The organism is Streptococcus mitis, assembly GCF_047460035.1.
Lineage (GTDB): Bacteria > Bacillota > Bacilli > Lactobacillales > Streptococcaceae > Streptococcus > Streptococcus mitis_DW.
This window is the reverse complement of sequence record NZ_JASHHB010000002.1, coordinates 1-17,526: the sequence shown is the minus strand read 5'-3', so window position 1 is coordinate 17,526 and position 17,526 is coordinate 1. Positions and strand designations below refer to the sequence as shown.

Genomic DNA, 17,526 nt, shown 5'->3' with positions numbered 1-17,526 from the left:
AATGAAATTTTCAGTTTTAACTACAGTATATAAAAAAGAAACTCCTAGAAATTTAAGGAAAAGTTTGCTAAGCTCTTATCATCAGACCATTAAACCAACAGAAATCATTTTAGTTTGTGATGGCGAATTGACTGAAGAGTTAGAAATAGAAATCCAAAAGTTACAGAGAGAGATTCCAATTTTAAAGGTTTTTCATTTACCTAAAAACCTAGGTTCTGGACCAGCTTCCCTCTTTGGAGTTAATCAATGTCAAACAGAATTCATTGCAAGAATGGACAGTGATGACTATTCTCTAGAAACAAGGTTTGAGAAGCAATTAGCTGCCTTTGAAAAAAATCCCAACCTCATCATGGTTGGTTCCAATATTCTAGAGAAAAATACAGAGTTTACCGCCTTAAAGAAAGTACCAGAAACTACAGCCGAAATTCGTCAATATTCGAAAATGAGAAATCCCTTTAATAATCCATCGAGTATGATGAAAAAAGAGTATATCTTGAAGGCTGGTAATTATCGTAAATTCCGTTACCTAGAGGATTATGACCTCACAATGAGATTGTTACACGATAATCCAACTAAGGATTTTTTAAATATCCAGGAACCTTTAGTAGTCATGCAGACAAATGATTCAAGCTATCTGCGGAGGGGCGGTTTCCTGTATGTAAAGACTGACTTTATGCTCCAATTAGATTTTTATCGCAGAAGAGATATTAGTCTAGTAGAATTTGTTAGAAATATTTTCCTTCGTAATACAATTCGAATTCTTCCGAATTCAATTAGGAAATGGGTCTATAAGAAAAAAATGAGAGAAGATGTAGAGGTGGTTAGGAAGTTATGAAGAGAGTCATTACATACGGAACATTTGATTTATTGCATTACGGTCATATTAATCTTTTAAAAAGGGCAAAATCCTTGGGAGATTATCTCATTGTCGGGCTTTCTACCAATGAATTTAATAAGCTAGAAAAGAATAAAGAATGTTATTTTGATTACGAAGAAAGAAAATCTCTATTAGAGGCTATCAGATATGTGGATCTCGTCATACCAGAAGAAAATTGGGATCAAAAAATCTCAGACATAGAAAAGTATCATGCTGATGTGTTTGTCATTGGAGATGATTGGCAGGGAAAATTTGATTATTTAAGTGATTTTGGAATAGAGGTTGTTTACCTATCACGAACAAAAGAAATTTCAACTTCTAAGATAAAGAATGATTTGAATCAAGGAAACTAGGATGAAATATCAGGTCATACATGTAACAGGTGGTGTAAGGAATACCATGAGTGGGGTACAAAGTTTTATCAAAAATCATATCCTAACTGATGATCAAGAGTTTGAATATATGGTCGGAGAGTCAAATGGAGAGGCTCATTTCCCATTTAATCAATACCTAGATGAAAAAGAAATTAAACGAATTGTATTTCCAGCCCTAAAGATTTCTAAACTATTTGCCTATGCGAGAGAGTGCCGACAATTTTATGAAAATAATAAAATTGACATTCTACATGTTCATAATCCTATAACCGCTTTTATACATAATTACTATGCTCGAAAAAATGGTGTTCCAGTTAGGATTTACCACAACCATAGTAGCCAATTTTCAGACACTTGGTTAAAAAGTATTCGCAATCGATTTTTGGTCTTTTTAGCTTTGAAAAATGCGACCCATCGTATCTCTTGTGGCCAATTAGCTGGAGTTAAGATATTTGGAAAGAAATCATTTCAAATCCTTCCAAATGCAATTGACATCAACAAGTATCGGTTTTCTCCAACTTTTCGAGAAGAAATTCGCAAAGAGTTTCATATAGCTGAACATCAAAAAGTAGTTGGGATGATTGGTATTTTAAACCCCTTCAAAAACCAGAGTTTTTTGATTGAAATTGCTAAAGAATTGCCTGATGCTACTTTTTTCTTTGTTGGTGAAGGACCAGATCGTTCAATTTTAGAAGAGAAAAGTAAGGAAGCGAAGAATATCATCTTCACAGGAAAAAGAGAAGATGTTCATAAATTTTATTCAGCCTTTGATATTTTTGCCTTTCCTTCTTTGTATGAAGGTTTCCCAATCGTACTGGTAGAAGCTCAATGTTCTGGAGTCAATATTATCATGAATGAAACAATTGATCCAACAACTCGGATCGTTAGTGAACTCTGTACAGCCATGCCGCTAGATAAGGCTAAATGGGTAAACTATATAGAAAAGGCGCCTATCAAGAAGAAACAACGACAGCTAAATGAACACCTAAAGCAGTTTGATATTGAAGAAAATGTTCAAAATTTAAAAGAAATTTATAAGCAAGGTTTAAAAAGAGAATGATCAACTATTTGAAACCCTTACTGTTTAAAGTAAGTGATTTTACTTATAAACTAAATAAAATGATTCCCAAGAAAAGTAACAGAATTGTTCTGTATTCTAACTGGGGATTTAGAGATAATCTTAGAACACTCTATCACTATTTAGTGGACAATGGCTATCACAAAGCATATGAAATCGTTTGTGCATCTAATGATTTTTATCATTTAGAAAAAGAACATGATGTAAAGTATGTTTCTATTTATCGAGGTTTCTTTTATTTTTTAACATCTAAATATTTTTTCTATTCATTTGGCAAGTATCCTATAAAACCTGCTCCAAGCCAGATGGTTGTCAACTTGTGGCATGGAATGCCCTTGAAAAAAATTGGGAATCTTGAAGTTGGAATGGAAAAAATTGACTATAATTTCTTTACAAAATTAGTCTCCTCTTCAGAATTATTTACTCCAATCATGAAAGCAGCCTTTAATGCTAAAGATGAGCAGATGCTTCTTGTTGGTAATATTCGAAATGATGAGCTCTTTAAAGAGAAAAAAGAGAAGAAAATCATCTGGATGCCAACCTACCGCAATTCTAAAAATTATCATGACAGCCAAGCAGCATTGATATTTTCTTTAGAAGAAGAGGACTTTCAAAACATTGAAAAACTACTCTCAAACTATGGGTATCAACTTTATATTAAACTTCACCCTCTTGAGGAATCTCAGTTAAAATTTGAAAGAAATTATTCGACCATTCATCTATTAACAGAAGAGATTATTAGTGAGCAGTATGAGACTTTATATACCTTTTTGGGAACAACAAGTGCATTAATTACTGATTATTCATCAGTATTTTTAGATTATTATTTATTAAATAGACCAGTTGCATTTACCATTAATGATTATGAGGAATACAAAGAAAAAAGAGGCTTTGTATTTGAGGATGTGAAGAGTTTAATGGTGGGTAGTGTCATTCGTGATTCGCATGACTTAATAGAATTCCTAGAGAGTGTCATGAAATCTGAAGATATTCATATTGAAGAACGAAAAAAAATCAATAACAAGGTTAATGCCATTCAAAAAGATTTTACAAAGACACTTTTGGATGAAATTGGATTAAGAAAATAAGGTTAGGATAAAGAATGATTAGTGTAATCGTACCCGTTTATAATGTGGAAACTTATCTGGAAGAATGTTTAGACAGCATTCAAAACCAAACCTACACAGATTTTGAAGTCCTTTTAGTCAATGATGGTTCAACAGATGGATCAAAAGCTATTTGTGAACGTTATTGCCAAGCAGATAAGCGTTTCCGATTAATCAATCAAAGCAACCAAGGCCAAAGTGTTGCACGAAATACAGGTGTAACAGCTTCAAGAGGCGAATTCATTGCATTTGTTGATAGTGATGACATGATCCTACCGAATTATTTAGAAACCTTAATGAACTATATGAGTGGTGACGTAGATATTGTAGAAAGTCAGTTCACCGTACATAAAAAGAAATTCTTGGCAGAAAATTTTCAAGATATCAAAATCATTTTTGAGGGAAATTCCGAAGAAGCAGTGAAAGTTGTCCCTAACCATCTACTAAGTGTTAATCCAGTCACAAAGCTTTATAGAAGAGCTATTGTCGAAGCTGTCCCCTACCTAGAAGAGCTCATTTTTGAAGATATTTATAGCGGAATTGGTATGCTTAAATATATCCGAAAGATTGTTAAAATCGATTATGTAGGCTATTATTACCGTCAACATGCGACTAGTACTATGCATAGAACATTTACCGAGAAAAATCTAGATGTGTTTACAGTAAGTGACCAATTGATTGACTTGTATTCTGATAGGGGAGAACTTCTTCCTTATATTGGTAAATACCTAGTTCATGTAGCGACCATGCATTATCAAGACTATATTCAAAAAGGAAATCCATATACAGAAGTCTATAATCAGAAATTGGCCGACTATGTAACTATCACCAAGAAAAATCCAGACTTAGCTAGATCGTCACGTTTGATTAAGCTCTATAATGTTTGCCCAAAATATTATAATTCAATTGTATTCCCGCTCTATTACGCAATTTGGAAATTCAAAAATGGCATTAAAGAAGTAAAGCTAGATGAATAAACATAAATGAGAAGGAAATTATTTTATGATTAGCGTTATCGTGCCCGTTTATAATGTGGAAGAATATTTAGAAGAATGTTTAGAAAGTATAAGGCAGCAAACTTTTACAGACATTGAAGTCATCTTAGTAAACGATGGTTCAACCGATGGTTCAAGAAAAATCTGTGAACAATATTGCGAAAAAGATAGTCGCTTTAGATTGATTAATCAAGAAAATCAAGGACAGAGTGTTGCCAGAAACCGAGGTGTTAAAGAATCTGTTGGGCAATATATTATGTTTGTGGATAGCGATGATGTGATCAATACAAGCGTGTTAGAAGTATTACTTCCTTACATGAAGATGGATGTAGATATCGTAGAATGTAGAATGACAAGAAATAAAGAAGAGTTCTTTCTTAATAGAACTTCTACAATTGCATTCGAAGGAAATGCTAAAAAAGCAATTCTTAATTGTATTGCGTTTAAAGAAGTGAAGTTTTGTGCTTTTACGAAATTATATAGAAGAGAAATTGTTGAAAAAGTTCCATTTTTAGAAGGTTATATTTATGAAGATGTCTTTACAGGAATCAATTATCTAAAACATATTCGAAAAATAGTAATTGTTGATTATATCGGTTATTACTATCGTGTTCGTCCCAATAGTACTATGACAAAATCCTTTAATGAAAAAGATTTAGATATTTTTAAAGTGGGAAATCAGTTAATAGATTCTTTTAAAGATGATGAAGATATGCTTCCTTATATTGGATATTTTATGTTTTATATAGGTCATGGACACTATTTAAAAGATGGGATAAATAAGAAGAATCCATATGTCGATTTATATGAAGATTTTATTCGAAGCGCTGCTTTTATAGCAAAGCAATCCAAGGAAGTTATTCAGAAATATCGTTTATTGAGACTGTACTTATTTGCTCCAAAATATTATACAACTATCACTTATCCCCTTTATAAAGGTTTACAAAAGAGATGGATTTCTACTAAAAAAGTAATGAATAATCTAAACGATAAATTACATATAAGAAAAAAATGATTATTTGAATATGTAGAATAAGACAATAAATTTTAAAGGTGATGTCAGAATGAAAATGATTAGCATTATCGTCCCCGTTTATAATGTGGAATTCTATTTGAAAGAATGTTTAGAAAGTATCCAAAAACAAACTTATACAAATTTTGAAGTTATATTAGTTAATGATGGATCTACTGATAATTCAAAAGAAATTTGTGAAGAATATTGTAGGAAAGATACTCGTTTTTACTTAATGAATCAAGAAAACCAAGGACAGAGTATTGCAAGAAATAGAGGCGTTGCTGAGTCTACAGGAGAATTCATCGTTTTTATTGATAGTGATGATATAGTAAAGTTCGATTTGTTGGCGCAATTAAAGAAGTATATGTCTGATGGAATTGATATTGTAGAATGTAATAGAACCGAGGATATTCAATCCTTAAATGAAGAAAAAAAAGATATTCATGTTAAAGAATTTGATTCAAATGAAGCATTATACCAATGTTTTAATCATGGAGTAAGTTGGAGTCCAGTCGCAAAACTCTATCGTCGTAAAATAGTGGAGAAAGTTCCGTTTTTAGAAAATTTAATTTATGAAGATTTTTATACTGGAATCGTCTCTTTAAAGTATATTCAAAAAATGAGAAAAATTGACTATATTGGTTATTATTATCGATATCATACTTCTAGTACAATGAATCAGAACTATTCAGAAAAGAATCTTGATATTTTTAAGGTTGGCGAAAAATTATTAGAGGAATTTAGAGAAGATAATTGGTTACCTTATGTAGGGAATATGTTATTTTTAGTCGGTATTGGACATTTTAAAAAGTATAACATAAGAGTTGGACATCCATATTATCAGTTATATATTGATGAGATTAATAAATATGCCAAAATAGCTAAGAAATCATCAGATATTTTCAATTCTAGTAAACTATTAAGATGGTATAGTTATTCATCAAAATATTTTTTTAGTTTATATTATCCTCTGTATTTAAGATATTTAGACATTCGAAAAAAATGGAAAATTTAATAGGAGCCTATTTATGATTAGTGTCATTGTACCTGTTTATAATGTTGAAGAGTATCTGGAAGAATGTTTAAATAGTATTCAACATCAAACTTATACCGATATAGAAGTGATCCTAGTCAATGATGGTTCAAGAGATGGCTCAAAAGAAATTTGTGAGCGCTATTGTCAACAAGATCCTCGTTTTCACTTAATCAATCAAGAAAATAAAGGATTAAGTGGCGCTCGTAATCGTGGTATGACTGAATCTAGAGGCGAATTTATCACTTTTGTAGACAGTGATGATGTTCTTAAAGAAGATATGTTGGAACAATTATTAAAGCACATGACTTCAGAAGAAATGGACATCGTAGAATGTTGGTATACAAATGATCAAAAAGAAATAGAAATCCCTTCTCCTGAGAATGTCAAAATTATTTTCCAAGGAAATGCCCATGAAGCATTAGTTTCTCTTTGTAAAGATAATATTGTCCGTTTGAATGCAGTTGCTAAACTTTTTCGAAGACAAGTGATTGTCAATTTTCCATTTTTAGAAGGTTTATTTTATGAAGATGTGTATGGAGGAATGGGAATCTTAAAACATATTCATAAAATGGTGAAAATCGATTATATAGGATATTATTACCGTGTACGTTCTGGTAGTATTATGAATCGCGAATTTAGTTTGAAAAATTTGGATTTGTTTACTATTTGTGATAAAGTGGAGCATTTATATGATGGAAATGCTGACTCACTCCCATACGTACATCGTCGCTTATTTCATTTAGTCTTGATGCACGTTGTCGACTATCGTATATTTGAAGGAAATCCCTATCAAGAAAAATATGTCGAGTATCTGAATCGTTACGCTAAAAGTTCAAGTCAATCATTATTAATGCGGGCCTATCGATTATTCCCTAAAAAGATTGTCTTTATTTCAAGAGTTGTTGGAGCCATTCAATGGAGATTTGAAAAATATATTGTAAAAAGATTTTGGAGAGGGTTGAAGTAGTATGAATTATTACTTAAAAGAATTTTACGCAGAAGCCAAACATGCAGGATCTAAGGCAAGATTAGATGCTGAAAAAATAATGCTAGAAGCAGGATATCAACCTTTTTCCCTAAATAATGATTCAAATCCCATCACTTTGACAAAAAATGATGTGTTAGTTCTTCAATTTCCGTTATTATGGCATACCTTAAAAAAACAAATTTTTACGAGATTTTTGAAAAATAGAACATTCAAAGCTTATTTGCTGATTCACGATATCGAGTCCCTGAGAAATAAAAAAATCAAGTCATTTACAGATTTCAAATATTCCATTATCCATTTTTTACAAAATAAAACAGTCCTTGAAAAAGTAGATGGTATTATCGCTCATAATGAAAAGATGAAAGCAGAACTTGTGCGATTAGGAATACCGGAAGAGAAGATTGTTTCCTTAGAGATATTTGACTATTTGATTCCACATTATAAAGAGAAGAAAGCTTATGAAAAAGAAACTATTTTGTTAGCTGGAAATTTCGATATTCGGAAAACAAAATACGCAAGACAATTACCCGAAAAACCAGATTTTTCTATTTATGGCATTAACTTTGAAGAGGAGAATCTTCCTCACAACGTTCATTATCAAGGTGCTTTTTCTCCTGATGAACTTTCTAATCACTTGCATGGCGGTTTTGGCTTAGTCTGGGATGGAGATAGCCCCCATACTTGTAGTGGAATGTATGGAGAGTATTTAAAGATGAATAACCCTCATAAAGCTTCTCTTTATTTAGCCTCAGGTTTTCCGATTATTGTATGGAGCCAATCTGCTTTAGCGGAGTTTGTACGAAAAAACCATTGTGGAATACTTGTTGATTCATTATTTGAAATTGCAGATTGTTTAAACTCGATTGATGAAGAAGATTTTCAAGAGCTGATTAAAAATAGTAAAAAAATTGGAGAAAAAATTCGTAGTGGGTATTTTCTAGAAACAGCTTTAGAAAAATGTGAAAGGAATTTGTAGAGTTTATGAAACTACAAATCTTACAAAAAAAAATGGCTCGCTATCGTCAAATTTTAAAATATTATGGCCTTAAACTAACATGTGTTTACTTTCTCGCACAAAAATCTGACAAGATGTTTTATGATTTTCGAAGAAAGATTCTTTTGCATTTTGTACTGAAATTAAGAAAAGAAGCTCAAATAGATGATTTGATAGATGAAAAAGAAGAAGTGACGGAATTTCCGAAAATGATTTGGACAATGTGGCAACAGGGAGAAGCTCAAATGCCTGGGACAGTCCAGACTTCAATAAAGACCATAAAAAACTTCGCCAAAAGAAATGATTGTGAATTCTATTTGTTGACGGATGAAAATCTGGCGGATTTCATCAATATTCCATCAGACATCACCGAAAAATACAAGAAAAAAGAATTATCAGCTGCGCATTATTCAGATATTATTCGTTTTAGTCTCTTATGCCAATACGGTGGCATTTGGATGGATGCAACCTTATTTGTATCTCCCTATGCAACTTTAGAAATGTTTGAAGGGGACTTTTTTAGTTTGAATCATCCACCTATACGATCTGAACAAATAGAACGAACTGTTGGTGACTTTAAATGGGCAGGTTTCTTTCTGGCAGGAAAAAAAGGCAAGCCTTATTTTAAACATATTCGGGATTTATATCTTTACTATGTTCGTAAATATCCAGTTTTTATTCATTACCTGATGATGGATTATTTTATTTTGTCCGAATATAAGTGCAGTCCTTATTTTGAAAACTTAGTGGATAGATTACCTATTCTAGCACCAGCTGAGCGTGTTTGGTTTTTAAGAGACCATGCCCATGATCTTTTTGATGAAAAAGAATGGGAAGAAGTGTTAAAAACAACACCGATTTTAAAAACGACTTATAAAATCAAGAAAGAAGAAGTCCTTCCAGGAAATTATCTCGATCAACTTTTACAAGGAAAATTAAAGGAATAGATGAAATACACGAAAAAAAGTAGAACCGAATTTGCCACCTTAAATACGAGTATTGCTCTGGCATTGCAACCTTTTCAAGTCCTTCTTGGCTTTATCAATCGAACTATTTTTATCAATTTACTTGGGGTAACCTATCTAGGATTAAACAATTATTTGTCTAGCTTAGTTTCTATCCTGTCTTTGGCAGAATTAGGGGTTGCTGGAGCCATGAGCTATGCACTATATGGACCCTTAGGCAGAGAAGAACATGGAAAAATCAATGCCTTTATGATTCTTTTCAAAAAATTATATAGAATCATCGGCTTTTCTATTTTTATACTGGGCGCTATACTTTCTTTATTTCTTCCTTACATGATAAAGGATTATACGGTAAATAGTGAAGTATATTTGATATTTTTTCTCTTTGTATTTAACTCAGCTTCCAGCTATTTTTTCTCCTATAAACGAACCTTGCTTTATGTCGATCAGCGTAATTATATGATGACTTTGATTGACTTTGGATTAAATACGCTTCGTGTATGCTTGCAAATCGGAATTTTATTCTTTACCAAAAATTATATCTTTTATCTATTGATCAGTATCATGATGAATTTTATAGGGAATATCATCATGTCGGGGATTGTTGATAGATTGTATGGTTACTTGTTTAAGAATGAGATAACACCCATTAATCAGGAGGAAAAAGAAAAATTTATCCGAAATATCAAAGGAAATATAGTCGGTAGTATTGGAGAAACCATTGTTTTTCAAACAGATAGTATTCTAATGGCAAGTTTTGTCAGCTTAGCAGCTATAGGTATTTATGGGAATTATACCTATGTTTTAGGATTTCTTTCACTGATTTTAAATACTATGATTAATTCAGTTGTTTCTTCCGTAGGTAACTTAGTCCATTCGGAATCTACGACAGTAGCAGATATGGTTAAATTCCTAAAAAAATTCCAATTTATTGCTTTTAGCCTGATTTATTTTGCTAGCTTAGGCTATTTAATGTTCATTCATCCATTTATGACTATCTGGTTAGGTGAGAGTTTTTCATTTAATCGTACAGTTGAGATTTTGATTGTCCTTCATTTTTTCCTAACTTTTTATAGAAGACCGATTCTAACGTTGATTTCAGTTTATGGCTTAAGTTATGAGCAAAATAAAAAAGTTATCGTCGAGATTTTATTAAATATTTCCCTTTCACTCTACTTTTTAGCGATTTTAGATTTAGGAGTCGCCGGAATATTATTAGGAACAATCGGTTCCACAATACTAACTTGTTCTTGGTATGAACCCTATAGCGCCTTTAAGTATGGATTGAAAGCTTCCTCAAAGGACTTTTTTAAAACATTGTTACAAGATTTCACTGTCGCAGGGATAAGCTTTCTACTTTTAAGTTTGCTGGATAACTACCTCTTAACTCAGCTAGATTTCATTCTCAGTTTGGCAATCAAAATCTTCCTTTATTTGACAGTATTGGGTGTCTACGTTTTCCTATTTAGAAATCATGAAGGCGGTAAACAAATCATACTGATGATTCAAAAAGTATTAAAGTTAAAAAAATAAGGAGAAATCAATGAAAAGAATATTGGTTTGTGGGCTGGTTCCAGATGTTGGTGGCTTGGAAAAAATTGTTCTAGATTTTTATAACCATATTGATACCTCTGAATTTGAACTAGAATTTTTACTACAAGGTCCTGAAGATGTTGAATTTAGTGATCATTTTAAAAAGCTTTGTCGCAATCCTCTAGTCGTTCATAGAATCCCCAAGTTAAGACCTCATATCCAGCAAGCATTAAAAGAATGGGATGATTTTTTTAAGAAAAATGCCCATCGATATGATATTTTATGGTCTAACCAAAATGGTCTGACTCATCTAGAATTTTTAAAATTAGCAAAAAAATATGGGATAGAAAAAAGAATAGTACATGGACATTGTGCGACAGCTGATAAATTTTATCGCTTTGTTCATCCAGTCAATCGATTTTTTGTCGGCAAATATGCGACAGATTTTTGGGCCTGTGGAACAGAAGCATTGAACCATTTTTATCATGGTCAAGAACGAAAAAAGGCATTAGTGATTCATAATGCCATTGAAGTTGAGAAATTTTTATATGATCAAGAAATGCAAGCCCAACTTCGGAAGAAATATCAGATCCCTGAAAATTGTTTGGTCATTGGGCAAGTTTCTCGCTTATATGAAAAACAAAAAAATCAAAGTTTTTGTGTGAAGGTCTTTTCTGAAATCGTCAAAAAAGAACCAAATTCTCGTTTAGTATTTATCGGAAGAGGTGATACTGCATTTTTAGAAAATGTGGCAAAAGAATATGGTGTAGAAGACAAAGTCATTTTTACAGGCTTGACCACTAATGTCGGAAAAATGCTAAATTTATTAGATGTGTTCTTCTTCCCATCTAATTTTGAAGGCTTACCAATTGTACTCATTGAAGCGCAAGCAAATGGATTACCTGTTGTAACAGCAAATCATTTACCAGATGCAAGAATACTAGATAACTACGATAATAGCCTGTCTTTGAAAGATTCTCTTGAAGATTGGGCAGATAAGATTTTGTCGATCAGAGATGGACGTATATTAGATAATGAGTATGTTCTTAAAAAAATTAGTGAACATGGATATGAAATTAAATTTGCTACTAGACAGTTAGAGAAGTTATTTGAACAGGAATAATATTCTAGTACACATTTGTTTATATGGAATATATTATTTGAGGGGTTGACCCAATAGGCCTAAATTTTTTAAAAGTATTTGTACAAAAATTTAGTTCAATTTATCGCTAGTGACATGCATAATATGAAAACAAGAAGAACCAATATGAGAGAAGCGTTTGAACTAATTAGAAATAAATACGGTCTATCAAAGGCTCTTGAATTATCTGAGAGGATGATATGTATGATTATTTAATAGTAGGTGCTGAATTGTCAGGAGCGATTTTTGCACATGAAGCAACTAAACAAGGAAAAAAGTAAAAGTAATAGATAAACGTGAACACATTAGCGGAAACATCTATTGTGAAAATGTTTAGGGAATCAACGTTCACAAATACGGTGCACATATCTTCCATACTTCAAATAAAGAAGTTTGGGATTATGTGAATCAATTTGCTGAGTTTAATAATGATTTAGGAGTGAAAATTTGAGAAATTTAGGATTAGATTTATTAAAAATATTTTCTTGTATTGGAGTTGTAGTACTACACTCTACTAGGCCTGGATTTAATTTAGAACAATATAATATAAGTGCATATTTATATTATCTAGCTACATATGCTATACCATTATTTTTTATGTTAAATGGATATTTTCTATTGAATAAGAAAAAATTACCTTATAGTTATGTTTTTAATAAAATAAGGGGAATCTTGACTATAGTATTCGTATGGAATATGTTGATATGGGTGATTAAAAGAGATTTTAATGTTAATCCATTAATGAAAATTATAGGTTCATTAATTCAAAAAGGATATGCTTATCAATTTTGGTTTTTTGGATCGTTAATAATAATATATTTGACATTACCTATAGTAAAAAAAGTATTGGAGAAAGATTATTCATACTTTGCTATTTTGTTAATATTGATAGTTATTGGTATAGTTATTGAAATGATAAATACTTTTATTTTTCATAAACCTCTACAACAATATGTTCCACAAACTTTTAGATTATGGACATGGTTTTTCTATTATATTTTAGGTGGATATTTAGGGAAGATAAATATTCAAGAAATCAAATTAACAAAATTGATTAAGATTAGTTTTAGTATAATATTTATAATTTCACCTATACTATTATTTTATTTAGCGAAAAATGTCTATCATGACGCACCTGCAGAGTATTTTTATGATTCAATGATTGTAAAAATAGTAAGTATAGGACTATTTATATTATTCTTAAAAATTGAAAAAAATATTGTATTGAAAAATAATGAATTAATAGTTAAGCTATCATCATTAACTATGGGAGTATATATTGTTCATACGTATGTATTAGCAAGAGTAGCCAAGTATATAAATTATAATTTATGGTATAATACAGTTATTATATTATTTGTCACGTTGAGTATTAGTTTTTTGATTTCAAGAATTATTTGGAGTGTAAAAAATTTTAGAGTATTGTTAAAAATTTAATTAGAATCAAACCTGATTTGATTTATTTTTGAAGAAAAGAAATTTCAGCTTCGTAAAGAATATCATATTCCAGAAGATTGTTTAGTTGTAGGACAAGTTTCTCGTTTATATGAAAAACAAAAAAATCAAAGTTTTTGTGTGAAGGTGTTTTCTGAAATCGTCAAAAAAGAACCAAATTCTCGTCTAGTATTTATTGGAAGAGGAGATACTGCATTTTTAGAAAATGTGGCAAAAGAATATGGAGTAGTAGACAAAGTCATTTTTACAGGCTTGACCACTAATGTCGGAAAAATGCTAAATCTTCTAGACGTTTTCTTCTTCCCATCTCATTTTGAAGGATTGCCAATTGTACTCATTGAAGCTCAGGCAAATGGATTGCCTGTTGTAACAGCAAATCATCTACCAGATGCAAGAATACTAGATAACTATGACAACAGCCTGTCTTTGAAAGATTCTCTTGAAAAATGGGCAGATAAGATTTTGTCGGTCAGAAATCATCGAGAGCTTGATACAGAAAAGGTGAAACAGCTGATAGATGAAAATGGCTACGAGATTGAATCAGCAACCAGACAGTTGGAGAAATTATTTGATGAGTGATTAAAAGTTGATGGAGAGGACAAACATGTCTTCTCTAATTTCATTTCAATCAGACCATTATCCGGTAGTTTCATAAATAAAATTAGGTATGTTTTAATAGTACTTCTAAAAGATATTGCATAAAAATATATTTTGATTATTTTATCAGATGATTAATTAACTTAATTGAATGCAATACGACTAATTTTATATTTAATAATCTCATGGATTAGAGATAGGTATTTGCTGAAAATTAATATATTAAAAAATGAGATTGCATTCAATTTTCCTTAATAAAATAGCTTTTCTAGACAAAAGCTTATGCAAAAAAGAATAATTTATGATAGAATAGAAGGCAAGAAAGAAAACGTTTTTACAATTTTTTCAATCCGAAGGAGATATATTATGGCTACAATTCAATGGTTGGTCTAGAAGATTTAAAATAATAAAACATTGTGAAGTAGAATAAATACTTAAAACCCTTGGAATTCAAGGGTTTTTATTGGTTTAGATTTTAATTCTTCACATTGTTATATGTGCTTGATTGAGCAATAATCATCAATAAAAACATTTTTTTGGTGTTGAGTTTGGTGTTCAAATATTTATTATGTTACGGAAAGGAATTTCACAATCTTTCCGTTTTTTTATTTTCTGGAGGAAAAATGACAAAAGAATTACAATCATCACGCTATATTGTCATCTCATTTTTAGTACGTGAAATGGGAATTGATATTGTTGAAGCCATCTCACTTATGGCTGAATTAGAAAAAAGTGGCTTGGTTCAATTGGAATCAAGTGGAGATTTAATACTCAAAGAACTTGGAGGAGCGCTATGAAACGAATTACCGCAAATCAATACCAAACTTCAGAACGGTATTACAAATTACCTAAAATTCTTTTTGAGGATGAGAAATATATGGATATGAAACTAGAAGTAAAGGTGGCTTATTCTATTTTAAAGGATCGTTTAGAATTATCTCTCAGTCGTGGTTGGATAGATGAAGAAGGAGCAGTCTATTTAGTATTTTCTAATTCTAAACTGATGAGGCTGTTAGGTTGTTCGAAGTCAAAATTACTGTCCATCAAAAAAATTCTTAAAGAATATGACTTAATTGATGAAGTTCAACAGTCTTCAAGTGAGAAAGGAAGACTAGCTAATAAGATTTATTTAGGGGAATTATCTTCTACCCCAGTAGGTAATTCAAACAGGCCTAGTGTTAAAAAAAGACTAGGGCAGGTTGAAAATGAAACGGCCCCCGTCTCATATTCAGCCCCTAGTGAGACTGAAGTTAGTGAGACTAAATATAGTGAGACTGATTCTTTATTTATTGAGGATGAGGAGGATAGGAATACTCAACCTATTTTGAAAAGAAAAGTAGAAAAGGTCACAAAATATGATCGAGATTATATTTGGGGATTGGTACAAGATCAATTTAGACGAGAGGGTTTTTCTGAAACAGCCAGTGACATTGCTATGACTGATTTTGAAAGAATCTATCAGTATGCCCTTGACAATGTTCGCTTTGTTAGACGAGCGGAAGTGCTCGCTGAATTTGTGTTTAATGGCCTGTATTCTGTTTGGAACAACCGTGTTAGAAAAGGAGGTGGTTAAAATGTCGCCAATCGAGTGGATATTAGTTATGCTCATTTTAATTTCAAGTGGTGTGACTTTTTGGACATTGATAGTCGATCAGAAAGGGGTGATAAAGAAATGAGATTTATTGATTTATTTTCAGGTATTGGAGGATTTCGACTTGGAATGGAAAGTGTCGGACATGAGTGTATTGGATTTTGTGAGATTGATAAATTTGCTAGAGAATCTTATAAGTCCATTTTTCAAACGGAAGGAGAAATAGAATTTCATGACATACGAGATGTTTCAGATGCAGAATTTAAAAAACTTAGAGGGAAAGTCGATATCATCTGTGGGGGATTCCCTTGTCAAGCATTTTCAATCGCAGGAAGACGATTGGGATTTGAAGATACTAGAGGAACTTTGTTCTTTGAAATTGCTCGGGCGGCCAAACAAATCCAACCACGTTTTCTTTTTCTTGAAAATGTTAAAGGCCTACTCAATCACGATAAGGGACGGACGTTCACCACAATCCTTACCACACTTGATGAGTTGGGGTTTGATGTTGAGTGGCAGTTGCTTAACAGTAAGGATTTTGGCGTTCCCCAAAACAGAGAGAGGGTGTTTATTATCGGACATTCTAGAGAGAGAGGTACCAGACTCTTATTTCCTTTCAGACGAGAAGGTCAAACAACTAACTCTGAGACTTTAAAAACACTAGGGAATTTGAATCCATCAAAAAGTGGAATGAGCGGTAAAGTCTATTATTCAGAAGGTCTTGCACCAACCTTAGTTCGTGGAAAAGGAGAAGGCTTTAAAGTTGCGATTCCTTGTATGACACCAGATAGATTAGACAAGAGACAAAATGGGAGACGATTCAAGGAAAACCAAGAGCCGATGTTTACTTTAAATACTCAGGATCGTCATGGTATTGTTGTTGTTGGACATTTACCGACTAGCTTTAAGGAGACAGGTCGCGTATATGGAAGCGAGGGCTTATCTCCAACACTAACTACGATGCAAGGTGGAGATAAAATTCCCAAAATACTAATTCCAGAACCAATCCAATTTCTAAAAGTACGGGAAGCAACGAAAAAAGGATATGCTCAAGCAGAAATAGGAGATTCCATCAATTTGGAAAGACCAAGTTCTCAGTATCGTCGAGGTAGAGTTGGAAAAGGTATAGCGAATACGTTAACAACTAGTGGACAAATGGGAGTAGTAGTTGCTAGCTATGAAGGAGAAGATAAACAAGTTTATCATGTAGCCGGTGTCTTAATAGATGGACAATTTTACCGTTTGAGAATACGACGAATCACTCCTAAAGAGTGTTTTCGCCTACAGGGCTTTCCTGATTGGGCTTTTGAAGCTGCTAGAAAAGTCTCTAGTAATAGTCAGCTCTATAAACAAGCTGGTAATAGTGTAACCGTTCCTGTGATTGCTGCAATCGCAAAGAAATTAAAAGAAATAGAGGAAAAAGATGAAAGCTTTAAATAAAGAGTCAATACTAGATTGTGATGAATTAGAAACACAATTACATGATGCAGAGATCAAACAGCTAGATGAACAAATATTTTTGATGCCCAATTATCCATGTGAGTTTGAAGTGACATTTTTAGATGATTACCATAAAAAACACAACTACCCCCTATTTTACGAATCCTACCTTCAAAACGTTATGGAATTCCTTGAAAGTCAGGATATAAAGAATGGAGCTGATGCCTTTGTAGATGATCATCAAAATCTTGTTTTTGTTTTATATGGACAAGGCTATCGAGCCGAGGGAAAAGAGGGAATACTTACAACCCAAGTAACTGTAAAAGCTTATGATGAAGACA

General features: G+C 32.0%; 19 protein-coding genes and 1 pseudogene. All 20 read left to right on the top strand.

The features are described from left to right. Nucleotide 1: 1 nt before the first annotated feature. Nucleotides 2-835, top strand: a complete 834-nt coding sequence (locus tag QM956_RS01930) for a glycosyltransferase (protein ID WP_414302146.1) — start codon at nucleotides 2-4, stop codon at nucleotides 833-835. Next, nucleotides 832-1,230 carry a glycerol-3-phosphate cytidylyltransferase gene (tagD, locus tag QM956_RS01925; protein WP_414302145.1) on the top strand — a complete coding sequence of 133 codons (399 nt, stop codon included), beginning with the start codon at nucleotides 832-834 and terminating at the stop codon, nucleotides 1,228-1,230. The genes QM956_RS01930 and tagD overlap by 4 nt, the downstream gene beginning before the upstream one ends. Nucleotide 1,231: 1 nt before the next feature. After that, nucleotides 1,232-2,311, top strand: a complete 1,080-nt coding sequence (locus tag QM956_RS01920) for a glycosyltransferase (protein WP_414302144.1) — start codon at nucleotides 1,232-1,234, stop codon at nucleotides 2,309-2,311. Next, entirely contained in the window at nucleotides 2,308-3,417 is a 1,110-nt protein-coding gene (locus QM956_RS01915) for a CDP-glycerol glycerophosphotransferase family protein (protein ID WP_414302143.1), read from the top strand. The genes QM956_RS01920 and QM956_RS01915 overlap by 4 nt, the downstream gene beginning before the upstream one ends. Nucleotides 3,418-3,431: 14 nt before the next feature. Continuing rightward, nucleotides 3,432-4,412: a glycosyltransferase family 2 protein gene (locus QM956_RS01910; protein ID WP_247927828.1), complete on the top strand. Its 981-nt coding sequence runs from the start codon at nucleotides 3,432-3,434 to the stop codon at nucleotides 4,410-4,412. 25 nt (nucleotides 4,413-4,437) lie between these two features. Continuing rightward, nucleotides 4,438-5,445, top strand: a complete 1,008-nt coding sequence (locus QM956_RS01905; protein WP_414302142.1) for a glycosyltransferase family 2 protein — start codon at nucleotides 4,438-4,440, stop codon at nucleotides 5,443-5,445. Nucleotides 5,446-5,500: 55 nt separating this feature from the next. Continuing rightward, nucleotides 5,501-6,460 carry a glycosyltransferase family 2 protein gene (locus tag QM956_RS01900; RefSeq protein ID WP_414302221.1) on the top strand — a complete coding sequence of 320 codons (960 nt, stop codon included), beginning with the start codon at nucleotides 5,501-5,503 and terminating at the stop codon, nucleotides 6,458-6,460. A gap of 13 nt (nucleotides 6,461-6,473) precedes the next feature. Further along, complete coding sequence (locus QM956_RS01895) at nucleotides 6,474-7,448, top strand: glycosyltransferase family 2 protein (RefSeq protein ID WP_414302141.1); 975 nt, start codon at nucleotides 6,474-6,476, stop codon at nucleotides 7,446-7,448. 1 nt (nucleotide 7,449) lies between these two features. Beyond that, nucleotides 7,450-8,445 (top strand): glycosyltransferase, encoded by a 996-nt coding sequence (locus QM956_RS01890; RefSeq protein WP_060628370.1) that lies wholly within the window; start codon nucleotides 7,450-7,452, stop codon nucleotides 8,443-8,445. 5 nt (nucleotides 8,446-8,450) lie between these two features. Continuing rightward, nucleotides 8,451-9,410: a capsular polysaccharide synthesis protein gene (locus tag QM956_RS01885; RefSeq protein ID WP_414302140.1), complete on the top strand. Its 960-nt coding sequence runs from the start codon at nucleotides 8,451-8,453 to the stop codon at nucleotides 9,408-9,410. Continuing rightward, nucleotides 9,411-10,961 (top strand): lipopolysaccharide biosynthesis protein, encoded by a 1,551-nt coding sequence (locus QM956_RS01880; protein ID WP_414302139.1) that lies wholly within the window; start codon nucleotides 9,411-9,413, stop codon nucleotides 10,959-10,961. Nucleotides 10,962-10,971: 10 nt separating this feature from the next. Further along, complete coding sequence (locus tag QM956_RS01875) at nucleotides 10,972-12,084, top strand: glycosyltransferase (protein ID WP_238095898.1); 1,113 nt, start codon at nucleotides 10,972-10,974, stop codon at nucleotides 12,082-12,084. A 78-nt stretch (nucleotides 12,085-12,162) separates the two neighbouring features. After that, nucleotides 12,163-12,318 (top strand): CpsB/CapC family capsule biosynthesis tyrosine phosphatase, encoded by a 156-nt coding sequence (locus tag QM956_RS01870; protein ID WP_390897198.1) that lies wholly within the window; start codon nucleotides 12,163-12,165, stop codon nucleotides 12,316-12,318. After that, nucleotides 12,303-12,532 (top strand): annotated as a pseudogene (locus QM956_RS01865) (NAD(P)-binding protein); the annotation flags it as partial. The gene QM956_RS01870 and the pseudogene QM956_RS01865, both read left to right, overlap by 16 nt. Before the next feature lie 17 nt (nucleotides 12,533-12,549). Further along, nucleotides 12,550-13,539 (top strand): acyltransferase, encoded by a 990-nt coding sequence (locus QM956_RS01860; protein WP_238095901.1) that lies wholly within the window; start codon nucleotides 12,550-12,552, stop codon nucleotides 13,537-13,539. A 24-nt stretch (nucleotides 13,540-13,563) separates the two neighbouring features. Continuing rightward, a complete protein-coding gene (locus QM956_RS01855) occupies nucleotides 13,564-14,136 on the top strand; it encodes a glycosyltransferase (protein WP_414302220.1) in 573 nt (190 codons plus the stop codon). Nucleotides 14,137-14,777: 641 nt separating this feature from the next. Then, complete coding sequence (locus tag QM956_RS01850; RefSeq protein WP_247933220.1) at nucleotides 14,778-14,951, top strand: hypothetical protein; 174 nt, start codon at nucleotides 14,778-14,780, stop codon at nucleotides 14,949-14,951. Next, nucleotides 14,948-15,727, top strand: a complete 780-nt coding sequence (locus QM956_RS01845) for a replication initiator protein A (protein ID WP_247933221.1) — start codon at nucleotides 14,948-14,950, stop codon at nucleotides 15,725-15,727. The genes QM956_RS01850 and QM956_RS01845 overlap by 4 nt, the downstream gene beginning before the upstream one ends. Nucleotides 15,728-15,826: 99 nt before the next feature. Further along, complete coding sequence (gene dcm, locus QM956_RS01840; RefSeq protein ID WP_247933222.1) at nucleotides 15,827-17,185, top strand: DNA (cytosine-5-)-methyltransferase; 1,359 nt, start codon at nucleotides 15,827-15,829, stop codon at nucleotides 17,183-17,185. Beyond that, a partial coding sequence (locus QM956_RS01835) for a hypothetical protein (protein WP_414302138.1) occupies nucleotides 17,169-17,526 on the top strand: 358 nt, incomplete at its 3' end. The genes dcm and QM956_RS01835, both read left to right, overlap by 17 nt.